Annotated in this window: 12 protein-coding genes; 9 read left to right on the forward strand and 3 right to left on the reverse strand. The window is 37.0% G+C overall.

Going from position 1 to position 14,457, the window contains the following annotated elements:
- Positions 1-127 precede the first annotated feature (127 nt).
- Positions 128-997 carry an aminoglycoside 6-adenylyltransferase gene (locus PR834_RS04800; protein ID WP_096864099.1) on the reverse strand — a complete coding sequence of 290 codons (870 nt, stop codon included), beginning with the start codon at positions 995-997 and terminating at the stop codon, positions 128-130.
- 251 nt (positions 998-1,248) lie between these two features.
- On the opposite strand from PR834_RS04800, the gene nadA reads away from it, so the two are divergent.
- The 4 genes from nadA to PR834_RS04820 all read left to right on the forward strand — a co-directional run bounded on the left by nadA (position 1,249) and on the right by PR834_RS04820 (position 5,635).
- Positions 1,249-2,289 carry a quinolinate synthase NadA gene (gene nadA / locus PR834_RS04805; protein WP_112307259.1) on the forward strand — a complete coding sequence of 347 codons (1,041 nt, stop codon included), beginning with the start codon at positions 1,249-1,251 and terminating at the stop codon, positions 2,287-2,289.
- 66 nt (positions 2,290-2,355) lie between these two features.
- A complete protein-coding gene (gene pnuC / locus PR834_RS04810; RefSeq protein ID WP_262960923.1) occupies positions 2,356-3,078 on the forward strand; it encodes a nicotinamide riboside transporter PnuC in 723 nt (240 codons plus the stop codon).
- Between the two features lie 353 nt (positions 3,079-3,431).
- Complete coding sequence (gene aroG, locus PR834_RS04815; RefSeq protein ID WP_036957937.1) at positions 3,432-4,487, forward strand: 3-deoxy-7-phosphoheptulonate synthase AroG; 1,056 nt, start codon at positions 3,432-3,434, stop codon at positions 4,485-4,487.
- Positions 4,488-4,690: 203 nt separating this feature from the next.
- On the forward strand, positions 4,691-5,635 hold the full coding sequence (locus PR834_RS04820) for a hypothetical protein (RefSeq protein ID WP_196724490.1): 945 nt from the start codon (positions 4,691-4,693) through the stop codon (positions 5,633-5,635).
- A 47-nt stretch (positions 5,636-5,682) separates the two neighbouring features.
- On the opposite strand, the gene PR834_RS04825 is transcribed toward PR834_RS04820, so the two are convergent.
- Both PR834_RS04825 and gpmA read right to left on the reverse strand, forming a co-directional pair.
- Positions 5,683-6,429, reverse strand: coding sequence for a hypothetical protein (locus tag PR834_RS04825; protein WP_004256754.1), 747 nt, complete (start codon positions 6,427-6,429; stop codon positions 5,683-5,685).
- Between the two features lie 164 nt (positions 6,430-6,593).
- Positions 6,594-7,346 carry a 2,3-diphosphoglycerate-dependent phosphoglycerate mutase gene (gpmA, locus tag PR834_RS04830; protein ID WP_004256752.1) on the reverse strand — a complete coding sequence of 251 codons (753 nt, stop codon included), beginning with the start codon at positions 7,344-7,346 and terminating at the stop codon, positions 6,594-6,596.
- A 931-nt stretch (positions 7,347-8,277) separates the two neighbouring features.
- Between gpmA and PR834_RS04835 the strand changes: the two genes are divergently transcribed.
- The 5 genes from PR834_RS04835 to PR834_RS04855 all read left to right on the forward strand — a co-directional run bounded on the left by PR834_RS04835 (position 8,278) and on the right by PR834_RS04855 (position 14,416).
- Positions 8,278-8,724: a hypothetical protein gene (locus PR834_RS04835; RefSeq protein ID WP_004256749.1), complete on the forward strand. Its 447-nt coding sequence runs from the start codon at positions 8,278-8,280 to the stop codon at positions 8,722-8,724.
- A gap of 21 nt (positions 8,725-8,745) precedes the next feature.
- Complete coding sequence (locus PR834_RS04840; RefSeq protein WP_004256746.1) at positions 8,746-9,066, forward strand: PTS fructose transporter subunit IIB; 321 nt, start codon at positions 8,746-8,748, stop codon at positions 9,064-9,066.
- Entirely contained in the window at positions 9,053-10,171 is a 1,119-nt protein-coding gene (locus tag PR834_RS04845) for a PTS fructose transporter subunit IIC (RefSeq protein WP_004256743.1), read from the forward strand. Before PR834_RS04840 ends, PR834_RS04845 begins: the two co-directional genes overlap by 14 nt.
- Positions 10,172-10,262: 91 nt before the next feature.
- Complete coding sequence (locus PR834_RS04850; protein WP_272536479.1) at positions 10,263-12,848, forward strand: glycoside hydrolase family 38 C-terminal domain-containing protein; 2,586 nt, start codon at positions 10,263-10,265, stop codon at positions 12,846-12,848.
- A 17-nt stretch (positions 12,849-12,865) separates the two neighbouring features.
- The gene (locus tag PR834_RS04855) at positions 12,866-14,416 is read left to right on the forward strand and encodes a fructose PTS transporter subunit IIA (RefSeq protein WP_181489505.1); all 1,551 of its coding nucleotides are present in this window, start codon (positions 12,866-12,868) and stop codon (positions 14,414-14,416) included.
- The last annotated feature ends 41 nt before the right edge of the window (positions 14,417-14,457 follow it).

Below are 14,457 nucleotides of genomic sequence, written 5' to 3' on the forward strand. Positions count from 1 at the left end.
ATCTCAAGCCATTATCAAGCAAGCAATCCAAGTAATATTTACCTAAGTAAGTACTTAGTTGTCTAATCGCTCACAACAATAAAAGCACCGCATTCCTTTGCTGTGCTTCATTTATATTTATCTTATTTTACAGTGTGTCAGGGAGTAGGGCGTTATCCTGCAAAATGCCAATAAGCAGTTCTTGCATTTTTTCTGCCATAAGCTGCATATCATTGAAGCCTTGAAGGCTAGCGAGCTCGGTAGCTACTTCATTAAAGCAGCGCATCAAACACTGAAGAGACAATGAAGCGCTGTGAGCCGTTCCACAATTAAAAATGACCTCCAATGCCTCGATATAGGGTTTAGGCATCCATTCGTGATATTGACGGCCTTTATACCAAACATGCTTACCTTGCAGAGAAACTAGGTTTTCAACTAGTGCGAGAAAATACTGCTTCATATCTGCACTTCGCGACCATGCCACCCATAACTCATTTCGTGTGAGTGCGATGGCGACTTGATGAGCCTCATGCCAAAAATCGGTGATTATCTCGGCAAATTCAGAGGCACTAACAGGCTTTGGCTGTAAAGATGTTGAATTGGCAATTTCAGGCAGGCCATTAGCGATCCCTGTTTTATCCAATAAAACAGTAAAGCCCCGTGAAAATGTCGCATCTAAACCTTCACACTTCATTTTTTCGAGACGCTCAGGTTCTGCAAAAGTGAAATCAACTTTGCGGCCTTCTTCATAGATCACCAAGCAAGTAGGCCAGTCTGGCGCATCATTTTCTTCGTTAAGTAAATGAAGAGCAGCCAAGGGGGTACCAAAGTTATTAATCCAATGTGTTTGTTGGAATAGCTCTGTCACCCCGTGGCCAATCAATTCGATATCAATATCAGAATAACTATCGATATGTTGTTCTCGCCCTCGAGAGCCGGTTAATACCACGGCTTCAATTCTTGGATCGAGCAATGAAACTGAAATAATTTTATTTATTAATAATGCAGGTGATTCCATAACTGACCTAATGAATTAAGTAAGGATGGCTACGATACCGATAAAGAGGTAGAAAAGCGAAGGTTCAAACCTAAAAAGCGTAAAAAAGCTAAAGCAAAGCCATAAAAGGTTCTCTAATGAGTGAAAAGAAAGGAGACTTATTAAGCCAAGTGGGGTATCTTGTTTAGTATATAAAACAAAATGTGTGTAAACTTGCGGTTTTAAACTTGAATAAGGTAATAAAATCGCTTTTTGCTAAACAGAGGCAACCAATGAGCGTGTTTATCGATTTTGACCAGTCAGTTTATCCGTTCCCAGCAAAACCAGCACGATTAAGCTCGGATGAAAAAGAATTTTATCGGCAGAAGATTAAGTCGCTATTGGTGGAGAAAAATGCGGTAATCGTTGCACACTACTATACTGATCCTGAAATTCAAGCACTTGCAGAAGAAACTGGGGGCTGTGTTGCAGATTCACTTGAAATGGCGCGTTTTGGGGCTAAACATTCGGCATCTACCTTAGTTGTTGCTGGAGTGAAATTTATGGGCGAAACAGCAAAAATTCTCAGCCCAGAAAAACAAGTCTTAATGCCAACATTAGAAGCCCAATGTTCCCTTGATATAGGTTGCCCTGAAGAAGAATTTATCCGTTTTTGTGATGAGCATCCAGATAGGACTGTGGTGGTGTATGCTAATACTTCAGCAGCAGTAAAGGCTCGGGCTGATTGGGTAGTCACATCCAGTATTGCTGTTGAATTAATAGAGCACCTTGATAGCTTAGGTGAAAAAATAATTTGGGCTCCAGACCGCCATCTTGGGCGTTATGTCCAACAACAAACCGGGGCTGATATTCTGTGTTGGCAAGGGGCTTGCATCGTTCATGATGAATTTAAAACACAATCATTAGAAAAAATGAAAGCCCTATACCCTGAAGCTGCGGTATTGGTTCACCCTGAGTCGCCACAAGCGATAGTCGACCTTGCAGATGCGGTCGGTTCTACAAGTCAGTTAATTAAAGCAGCACAAAATTTACCTAACCCATCGATGATAGTGGCGACGGATAAAGGTATTTTTTACAAAATGCAGCAAGCTTGCCCGGAGAAGACGCTTTATATCGCTCCAACAGCGGGTGAGGGCGCAACATGTCGAACTTGTGCACATTGCCCTTGGATGGCAATGAATGGCTTAAAAGCGATTGCTGACGCTTTGGAAGGGAATTCGCAAGACCATCAAATTCATGTCAGTGAGATATTACGAGAAAAAGCATTACGACCATTAAATAAAATGCTAGATTTTGCAGAGAGTCTAAAATAATAAAATACAATTTCAATGAAATACTGAGCAATACAACATTAACGAACACTTATAAAGGATTTTGGGATGGATTTCTTTAGTACAGCCAATACGTTAGTGCAGATCCCGCTTTGGGGATCGGTTTATGATTTATCTTACATTGAAGCCGTGGGGACCATTGCTGGTTTACTTTGTATTCTACTTGCGAGTCTAGAAAAAACGATTAATTATCTATTTGGGTTAATTAACGTTTCTCTGTTTGCAGTTATTTTCTTTCAAATTCAGCTATATGCAAATCTATTATTACAGATATTTTTCTTTGCCGCCAATATCTATGGCTGGTACGCATGGAGCAGAGTTACTAGTTCGCAGCAAGCAGAGCTAAAAATTCGTTGGTTGAGCTTACCAAAAGCAGCTATAACACTGGTTATTGCAATTATCGCGATTATTTATCTGACATTTAATATTGATGCGGTATTTGGCGTGCTGGCGAAATGGGCCGTCGAGTTATTAAATCTATTTGGCGCTAACCTCGCAATGCCTGCAATTGAACCTGATGCCTTCCCATTCTGGGATTCGACGATGACCATTCTTTCCGTTGTCGCGATGATTTTAATGACACGTAAATATGTGGAAAACTGGTTGTTGTGGGTCATTATTAACGTCATCAGTATTGTAATTTTCTTTATTCAAGGTGTTTATGCCATGTCCTTAGAATACTTAATTTTATTAGGTATCGCCCTAAATGGCTCTAGACTTTGGATAAAATCAGCAAAAGAAAACGGCTCTTTGCCTGTTTCTCGTACTTAGACAGAAAAAATCATCTAAAACAGCTAAAGTGGCATTATCGCCATTTAGCTGTTTTAGTTATTATTTGCTCTGAAAAATGCCAGTTCTGCCTACTTATCATGCTAAATTTCAACATTTCACCTCATTTTATAATTGACTACTAATAAAGTCCTAGTTTTATCGTGCGCTTGCCTGTTTACAGATGTCTGTTGAACGGTTAGATTAAAATTTCGATGCTAATTATCTTTTATCCTTTCGAGTACAGTGAAGGAATTCAGCTGTCTACTCTGCGCTTTGTTCGGGCGAAACCAACTTGGATAAATTTGGCATGTAAATCAACTACAGTAAAAATAATAAACATTGGATATACAGGTATGAATTATCAGAACGATGACGTCAGAATAAAACAAATAAAAGAATTATTACCACCAATTGCTCTACTTGAAAAATTTCCAGCAACCGACAAAGCTGCGTTTACCGTTCATGAAGCACGCCTGGCAATCCACAATATTTTAGCCGGTAAAGATGACCGTTTAGTGGTAGTTATTGGCCCTTGCTCGATTCATGATACTAAAGCGGCTTTAGAATACGCAGAGCGCTTGGGTAAATTACGTGAGGAATTAAAAGGTTCTCTGGAAATTGTGATGCGCGTGTATTTTGAAAAGCCACGCACAACGGTAGGTTGGAAAGGGCTAATTAATGACCCTAAAATGGATTGTAGCTTTGATATTAACGAAGGTTTACGTATTGCTCGTGAATTATTGCTGACAATCAATAACCAAGGCTTACCAACTGCGGGTGAGTTCTTAGATGTCATCAGCCCACAATATGTGGCAGATTTGATGAGTTGGGGAGCTATTGGTGCTCGAACCACGGAATCACAAATTCACCGTGAGCTAGCGTCTGGTTTATCTTGCCCTGTTGGTTTTAAAAATGGTACAGATGGCACAATTAAAATTGCCATTGATGCAATTAACTCAGCGCGTTCAGCCCACTGTTTCTTGTCAGTGACCAAGTGGGGCCATTCTGCGATAGTGAACACCAGCGGAAACCCAGATTGCCATATTATTTTACGTGGTGGTAAAGAACCAAATTACAGTGCTAAGCATGTGCAAGAAGTCCGTGAAGGGCTAGAGAAAGCGGGGCTTGTGCCTAGTATCATGATTGATTTTAGCCATGCAAATAGCTGCAAAAAATTCGAAAAACAAATGGAAGTGGCGACGGACGTTAGCGAGCAAATCCGCCAAGGTGACCGTTCGATTACAGGGATTATGATTGAAAGTAATCTTGTTGAAGGTAACCAGAATCTCGAATCTGATGAGCCATTAGTTTACGGTAAAAGTGTGACGGATGCGTGTATTGGTTGGAGTGATACTGAAAAAGTATTGCGTCAGTTATCAGATGCGGTGATCGCTCGTCGAAATAAATAATTTAAGAATAATAAGTACATCAAGCCAGATATTTTAATATCTGGCTTTTTTTATATATATACAGCACGATGGAATTTTATATTTTTTATTATACAAAAAATAAATTAGTTTTTTATTCTAAGCTGCATTATTATTTTTTTTGTCATTTTCATTAATGGCATTCTTTAAAGTTAGTTAAGTTTTCATATAAAGGAGTATATAAAATGGCATTAACTGATAGATCAAGAATTAATTATGAAATCAATCTTAGAATACTATCTAGTGAACTAGAAAAAGATGCTGAAATAATGCAGGAAAGTATTTTGAATGCTAGGGAAGAGTTAGAGAAAAACAAGGAAAAACTTAGTAATGATTTAGATATTAGTATTGTTGCGGGTAGGGGAAGCGAGAAAGATAGAGCAGATTCATTTAAATATGTTGATTCGTTAAATGATTATCTTAACATAAGAGCAAGTGAATATAAGGATAATATTAAGTTATCTGAGTTAATGAATGAATACATTGAAAACCCAGATAAAAGAACGACTATCTTAGAACAAATCCGTCCTCTCGCTAAAAAAGCAAGTCAATTACGTAATGAACCTATTTTGTCTCGAAATGATTATCCTTCAATGGATTCGGCAATTTGGTATGATTTGAAGTCGAATATTTACAGACCTAGAATAGATAATGATTTTAAATATCAAGTTGGGAATGTATTTAATTTAATGAATGCAGAAATAGATAACGATAATGGATATATTTCCAATAATGTCTATAATTATATGGAGGATGTTAAATATATTCGGGAAGGAATCCCCCGCATTGAGAAATCAATTTTAGAATATGAGGCAGACTATGTATCGGACAAAGAATCATTTCCTAGCACTGAATATTACAATGAATTTATATCAAGTTTAAAAGATAAAGTTAAAGAAGATAAAAGAATAGTTTCTATTATTAATGAAACTATTAAAGAATATGCAATTAAAAATCCTAATAGTACAATTCATTTAAGTGGGAATAGTGGTTTTTCTCCAGTAGATATTTTGGGAGAATGGACTGTTTCGTTCATAGATAATCACTTTATTAGTATAGGTTCTCCTAATGAAGTGAATATTATTAACTTGACTCCACCTGTAATGCCTATGATACCTAACGCAAATTAATCGTAACGACTGCCGGCTTGTCAAGCGGCAGTCATTATGTCGCCCACTTACTGTTTTTTTTGAATTTGGTTAATGAAGGTATTCAATTTTGACTGTTCTTCAGGTGTTGCATTCGCCGGAGTTGCCGTTAATTGCAATCGTTCAGTATCGGTCTGGACATCAAAATGTACTTTGCCTTTCTCGCCTTTTGTATATTCCACCTCTTTTAATGGAATACGATAACAGTAAGCGAAAATGTTTGGGCGAATATAGAAATATGAGTCTTTAATCGCTAAATAGACACCATCACCCGCTTTTTTGCCAAAGTAACCAAGGAAAATGGTGAAAACAAACAGGAACATCCCTAAGCTTTGGCTTAATATAATAAAGGTGATACTGATTAAGCCAAGTGCAACAACTAAAATACGGTTATTGCGTTTGTTGAACTCAACGCGTTGGTCAAATTGAACATTTAAAGAGGTATCAAATTGGGTTAACTGATGGTAACGCCAGCGGATCGCAGAGAAAATCATTCCCATGGTAAATACAATGGTGATTGGCATTAATGCTAGGCTACTGAGTACGGCAAGGACAATGGATAACCGAGGTTTATAAGTCATCACCATCATACTAATAATTTGTACTGGGAAGCTGATACAAGCAATGATCATTAAGGTTTTCATCAGCTCGGCATTAGCAGCACCATTTGAACCATCAACGACTAATTCGCCACCTTGGATCATATACAGCAGGGAACCCAAGATACTGGCGCTAAGTACAAGGCCAACCCAAACATACATATTAAATTTGTTCATTTTATTGTTTTATCAACCTTTCAATGTGTTTTCCCTATAATAATCGGTTATTGGGATTTCTTACACAGTGAGTTAAGTTTTTTTGAGGAATAGAAGTAAATGGATAAGAAAAAAGGGCTAAGCATATGGCTTAGCCCTTCAATATTTAGAGATAAAGTTAATAATTACTTCGCTTTACCTTGGTTTGCTACTGCGGCTTGTTTTGCAGCAATTTCATCTTGGTTACCTAAATAGTAACGTTTGATTGGTTTCATGTTTTCATCGAACTCATAAACCATTGGTACCGCAGTTGGGATGTTTAATTCCAAAATTTCATCTTCACTTAAGTTGTCTAAGTGTTTCACTAAAGCACGCAGAGAGTTACCATGAGCGGCAATAATGACTTTCTCGCCACTAGTAACGCGAGGCTTGATGACTTCTTCCCAGTAAGGAACGACACGCTCAATAGTGGTTGCTAAGCTTTCAGTAACGGGTAATTCTTTATCTGACAGTTTCGCGTAGCGAGGATCGTGCCCTGGGTAACGCTCATCATCTTTTTCTAGGTCTGGAGGTGTGATAGCAAAACCACGGCGCCATAATTTAACTTGTTCGTCACCGTATTTTGCCGCGGTTTCTGATTTGTCTAAACCTTGCAGAGCACCGTAGTGGCGTTCATTTAATTTCCAGCTTTTTTCAACGGGTAGCCATGATTGTTCAACTTGATCAAGGATATTCCATAAAGTATGAATAGCGCGTTTCAGAACGGAAGTGTAAGCAAAATCAAACACAAAACCTTCGTCTTTTAGCAGTTGGCCTGCAATTTTTGCTTCTTCGCGGCCTTTATCGGACAGTTCTACATCAGTCCAACCTGTGAAGCGGTTTTCTTTGTTCCACTCACTTTCACCGTGTCTTACTAAAACCAGTTTAGTTACAGCCATAGCTAAAACTCCTATCAGTACACTCAAATTAAAAATGAATTATTGCTGACCTACATTATAGGGATAGTCAACTCGAACGCTAGTAGCAACTTGCATTTTCTCCCTATCAATGCGAAAAACAAATTTTACACGAGAGTGATGACTTGTTTTCTAGGTTCATAGATCCTGTGGATACTCTAAATTTAACTCGAATTGAATCGATACAGCAAGTGGTAAAATGATTGTTTGTGCATTCCCATGATAGATATCAATCTAAGCACTCAATTACCTCTAACAAGAAGAACCGGTAATGGCTATTTTTTACGAGTTATTGGAGATTATTGCTTCTATCTATAATTTTACAGCATTAGATTCTCTTTTCGTATGATTTTTGTTCAAGGATGCATTCACTCTAAATTTTTTAATGATATAGCTAAGAAAAATGAGCATGAAAGTGAATAATGGATTGATAAGGTTGAATTTTTTAATGTTTATTTATGCGTTATTTTATAATCTTATATTGAGTAATATCATTTAGGTGCTTTAGGGGTATCAATCGAATTATTATATCCCTCTATCCTAAATTAATTGTTTTTTGATTTTTTTGTTTCATTGTATCTCTTTAAATTTAGCCAATAAGAAAAATGACATTCTATATAAAAACATATAAAAATAGCTTCTATTGGATTAATATAAAAAGCTCAGATTAATAATTAATAGTATTGCGAAATTCTTAGATTATTATACTTTTAGGTTTTCAGTGAGGTTATTATTTATCTAAAAAATTTATTTTAGATAAATCTTTGATAATCAGGTTTTTATTGAAGAATGAAAATAGCCATTAATATTTTTAGCATTTTAATTTTTATTTAATTTAATAAATGAGGGTGGAATCACAGTAATTTTCTATTTTATACGTTTAGAATGGTACTAGTTTCTAAAGGGGGACACTATGTCTTTACATTTTGCTTTATTTTTTAAAGGCTGCATTTTATTTTTACTATCACTTGATAGCAAAATGAAAGCTTTATTAAGCAAAATTTGCTGGTTTGTACCAATTGCTTCCCTTGAAAAAGATGAATCTGAGAATTCTAATCAATCTGAAAATGATTTCTCAGTTAATTGGTCGCAGTTATGGCAGAGTGCACAGAAGCTTTATATTTCTGTATTTGATAGCGATTTAACTAAATTAGAAAGAAATGCTTATGTTAATCCTTTAATATCATTAAATATTCGTAAACGTCACGAATTGATCTTTTTATTCCTTGTGTCCAGTTTGCGCCACATAATGATTTGTCGTCATTCTAGTGGTGCACCTGGAAATATTATTTCTTTACCTTTAGCTGCCTTTAAAAAGCACAATGCGCATTTATGCCATTGTGCTTTTTTTATTGTCTGAATTAAATTTTAAGGAGTTGTTATGTTTATTGTTTGTGTTGCGGCTTGTCCTACTGGTGTTGCTCATACATATATGGCTGCTGAATCGTTGGATATCATAGGAAAAAAAAGAGGCCATGAAATTAAAGTTGAAACTCAAGGGAGTATGGGAATTGAAAATGAGATTACCAGTGACGATTTAGCAAGAGCAGATGCGGTCATTTTGGCTGCTGATGTCGCTGTTATTAATAAGGAGCGATTTAATGGGATGATTAAGCTTGAATGCAGTGTTGCAGACCCAATCAAGTATGGCGATGCAATTATTGATGCAATTGAGGAGGAAATGAAAAATGGGGCAGTCTAATGGAACATCGAAACTAGGCATTGGTACGGAAATAAAAAATGCCATTATGACGGGTGTGTCATGGATGCTGCCATTTGTTATCGCAGGTGCAGTGATTATGGGGATATCTCGTATTGGTGCATCTTTATATGGTATTGATAATATTTGGGATTCTAGCCATCTGGAAGCTACAAATTTCGTCGTCCAAGTGCTTCATAAATTTGATGGTTTTGGAGGATTAGCACTCTCTCTTATGTTACCTATCGTCGCGGGGTATATCAGCTTTGCTATCGCGAATAAGCCTGGTTTAGCGCCTGGAATGGTCGGTGGTTTGTTGGCAAGTAATTTAGGCACCGGGTTTTTAGGGGCCTTAGCAGCAGGGTTTATTGCTGGTTATATTGTACGTTTATTAGCTAAATATACGAAATTACCAAAATCACTTGCATCAGCAGGACCGATTTTTATTTTGCCAGTAGGTGGTACATTACTCACCTGTATTATTATGGCATTTGTGATTGGTGCACCTTTAGCGGCACTTAATCATGGTATGGAGCAATGGCTTTTATCAATGTCGGGATCTAATAAAGTAATTCTTGCTGCCGTTATTGGCGCAATGGTTGGATTTGACCTTGGTGGCCCGGTTAATAAAGCCGCAGTAACCACTGCAATGGCATTATTAGCATCGGAAATTTACGAGCCAAATACAGCAGCTCAAGTTGCTATTATTATTCCCCCAATTGGGATCGGTTTAGCAACGCTAATTTGGTCAAAACGTTTTCCTGAATCATTAAGAGAAGCAGGAAAAGCTTCTACGCTAATGGGATTAATTGGCGTTTCTGAGGGCGCGATCCCATTTGCTCTTGCTAATCCAAAGATTATTATCATTAACATTATTGGTGCAGCAACAGGTGCAGCTATGGCGGTCGGTCTAGGTGCGATAAATCATGCTCCTATTTCGGGATTTTATGGGTGGTTAGCCGTAGATAAATGGCCGATATATATATTATCGGTTGCTGTGGGATCTGCAATTATTACTATTGGCTCTTTATTAATATTTCGTGGTAATGAAACGATAGAAACTAAAAAAACAGAAACAGCTATTCCTAAATTTAAAGTCGGTCGTTAATTAGAGAGTTATTTTAATAATGTCGTACAGTGTTAATTAGCGTGAATAACGTGACGGGGCTGTTCTGCTAAAAATATTTTAAGGTCATAAAATGAAAACGGTACATTTAATTCAACATACGCACTGGGATCGTGAATGGTATTTCACTGAGAATGATTCAAAAATTGTTCTTTATTATTTCATGAATGATTTAATTAAACATTTAGAAGAAGATCCTTCTCTTGGCCCCTTTGTTTTAGATGGGCAAACCGTGGTGCTGGAAGATTATTTACAGGTTGCACCAGAAAGGCGTGATTGCTTACAGAAATTAATTAAACAAGGCCGAATTCTTATTGGCCCTTGGTACACACAAACTGATTTTTTAGTCGTTGGAGCGGAATCTATCACGCGAAACTTACTGTTGGGAAAAGTAGATTGTGAGCAATGGGGCGGTTATATGCCAATAGGCTATGTGCCTGATTCATTTGGACAAAGTGCACAGCTACCTATGTTTTTGCAAGAGTTTGGTATCAAACATGCGGTCGTATGGCGTGGATGGTGTGAACATGATGTCGCAAGTAGTGAATTTATTTGGAAATCGCAGTCAGGTCATAGTGTGGCTACTGCTGTATTACCTTGGGGCTACGGCTGCGCGAAATGGTTACCTGATAATCCAGAAAAAGCCTCTGCCGTTTTACCTGCTATCTTGGAAAAACAAGCCCGTTTTGCTCACTCAGACCAAATATTACTACCTAATGGTAATGACCAATCCCCTTTTGAATATGCCGTACCTGCGATGCTTGAGCAATTAAATAAAGCTCAAAAGGAATATTATTTTGTCAAAAGTAGTTTCAGTGCATTTTTTGATGCTTTACAAGCAAATAGCACTGAACTACCTGAATTTAATGGTGAATTGCTGAGCCCGAAATATATGCGTGTACATCGTGGTATTTTTTCTACTCGAATGGACATTAAATTATTAAATGCAAAATTAGAACAATTTGTTAGTCAACAACTTGAGCCTCTTCTATCCATTAACTGGCGGCTTGGTTTACCTTATCCACAAACTGCGATTGACAATATTTGGCGTAAAGCTATGCAGTCACACGCTCATGATAGTATCGGCGGATGTAATTCTGATCGTGTTAATAGCATGGTGAAAGCACGCTTACAAGATGGTTTAGAAAGTGCAAATCAATTGTTTGACCTTAATATGAAGATGCTTGCTCGTGGGATTGAAGCAAAACAAGATGGTAAAAAAATTATCATTTTCAATTCGTTGCCACATAAAAGAGATGCTCAAGTTCGTATTACTCTTTATACACCTGAAAATGATTTTTGTATTAAAGACGATGCAGGAAAACCTTGCCGCTGGCAACTTATTCATGAAGAAAAACAAGATATGTCTTTGATTGTACAAGAATTGGCGAATAGCACGACAACGACATGGTACCGGAAATGCGAAGTCTTGCTTGAAGTGAAAGAGTTACCTTCATGTGGTTATCAGACTTTTTATTTGGTTGAAGGGGAAAATTCAGGTTTTGAAATTCAACAAAACATTCAAACTGAAAATACATTAGAGAATGAATGGCTGAAACTTGAACTGCACCAAGGACGATTGTTATTAACTGATAAACGTAATCAACAACAATACCCAAATATTCTTAGATTAATTGATGGTGGAGACGAAGGAGATAATTATAACTATTCGCCACCTGAAGATGATTGGTTAATTAGTAGTGATGGACACTTACAGCAATTTAACTGTGTAAGAGCATCGTTAATGGATTCATTTATTCTAAATTGGCGAATTCCAGTACCACAGAATGCAATTGCTCGCCAAACCAAACAGGTTAATGCGCATTTATCTGCCACAATGCAGGTTTCTTTACCTCATGATAAGGCATGGCTAGATGTTGAAATCACAATTGATAATACCATTGAAGACCATCGAATTCAGGTTGAAATTCCTACGGAAATTCAACAGACATTTCACTTTGCAGACCAACCTTTTGGTTTAATTCAGCGAGAAAATAATCCAGCCAATATGGATATTTGGCAAAGTGAAAATTGGGTAGAGGCACCAACGGCACTTTACCCAATGCAAAGTCTGGTAATGCAACATGATGATAAAAAAGGTATTTGTATCGTCACTGAAGGGCTAAGAGAGTATGAAATCCCAGCCAATCAACCTGACATGATAAGAATAACACTTTTGCGCAGTGTGGGTTGGCTAGGCCAAGCAGAACTAACTTGGCGGCCAGGGCGTGCATCAGGTATGGTTTTGCCGTCACCGGAATCACAAATTCAGGGGCTTCATCATTTCCATTTTGCTATATTGCCGATAGAAAATGGCCAAAGCGCTCAACTATGGCGTGATATTGAGCATTGGCGTTTACCTGCATTTGGTTACCTAGATTCCGGTTGGTCTCAATTTAAAACGAATCCTCATTATATTGTTTTTCCTGATAATTATAGTTTATTGACGTGGGATAGTGAGCTGCACTTCAGCACGTTGAAAAAAGCACAGAATCAAGAGTCACTGATTTTACGTGGGTGGAACCCAAGTAGTGAAACCAAAACCTATACAGAACCTAAGTCGAATACGTTGATACATCAAGTTACTTTATCGGAGTCTATATGCATAAACACAGATAAAGCAGCTCCTTGTACACCTGTGTCTTGGTTAATTGACTAATTAATAAAGGAAAAATTATGCAAATACTTCCATTTCGTTGTGAGTTACCTAATGGTATTCATGCAAGACCAGCGAGTGCAATTGAGCAAAAAACAGCTTGTTTTCAATCAGATATTTTACTTTTTAATAAAAGCAAACTACGCCAAGCCAATGCAAAAAGTGTTTTGGCTCTTGTTGGGGCAGATGTCGCTGTTGGTGATGAATGTTATTTTACAATCAGTGGAGATGATGAAAATCTGGCTTATGAAAAACTAAAGGTATTTATTGAACAAGAATTTATTCATTGTGATGGATTAATGCCAAAAAAAGATAAACCAGAGCAAGGAATGATCCCTATATATCTGAGTCGGACATCATCTCAAATTATTCAGGGTTATGGTGTTAGCCAAGGGATTGCAAAAGGTAGGGCTATCTATATGAAATCTTTTGATTTACAAAAGATTTCATTATTAGAGCCATCAAATTCACAATCAGAACAATGTGAAATACTAAAACGTGCGTTACAAAGTGCTCGTCAACAATTTAGTCTAGATATTCAGCAAGCTGATAAAACAGCGGTTGATATTTTAGAGGCACAAAGCCAATTATTGGATGATGAGGATATTGAAGCGTGCTTACTTGAACCAAGAGAGGCAAATAATGCGATTGCTGCGTTATCAATGGCAATTGAAGAGCTCAGCTTACCATTTCGAAGCAGTAGTAATGAATATTTACGCCAACGTGAGTTAGATATTAAGGATCTGGGATTGCGTATAGCAAGGCATCTTGGTATCGAATCTAAAATACAACTTCCTAAATTAACAGAAGATTCGATTATTATTTGCCAAGGATTACTGACACCAAGCGAATTATTGGCATTGAGAGGGGAGTATTTGCAAGGTATTGTGATGGCTTCAGGGGCAGAAACATCACATACCGCTATTTTAGCACAATCTTTCTCTCTTCCTTTAATATGTCTTTCATCTTCCATAATTGAATCAATTCAATCTGCTCATGTTTTATTATTAGATACGCAATACGATTTATTAATTATTGAGCCTGATACATATGCAGATAATTGGTTCAAGTTTGAAAAAGATAAACTATCTCGTTTGTCTATCTCTGCTAATACGCCAAAAAATGATTATTCAGTATTGGATCCGTCTTTAATTTTTCTTGATGAAAGAATGGAAAGTAAAGAGGAAGTTATTAAACGATTAACTGATAATTTAGAAGTTAATCACCGAACTGACTCTGGATCACAAGTTGAACAAGCAATATGGCAAAGAGAAGAGATTTTTAGTACGGCATTAGGTTTCTCAATTGCAATACCGCACTGTAAATCACCTTTTGTTAAACACAGTAGTATTTCTGTATTACGTTTACCGAATGAGTTAGCGTGGGGAGATAGTGTTAATGTTAAATTAGTAATTATGCTAACAATTAATGATTCAGATGAAAATCAGCATATGCGAATCTTTTCTGTTCTCGCACGTAAATTAATGCATGAGTCTTTTAGAAATGAAATGTTAAATGCTAAAAAATCAGAGGATATTGTTGAATTATTGAAGCTGGAATTAGAGTTATGAGATAAGAATATAAAAAATTAAAATTTTAATAAATTAATTTT

The organism is Providencia sp. PROV182 (assembly GCF_028480325.1).
GTDB classification, from domain to species: domain Bacteria; phylum Pseudomonadota; class Gammaproteobacteria; order Enterobacterales; family Enterobacteriaceae; genus Providencia; species Providencia hangzhouensis.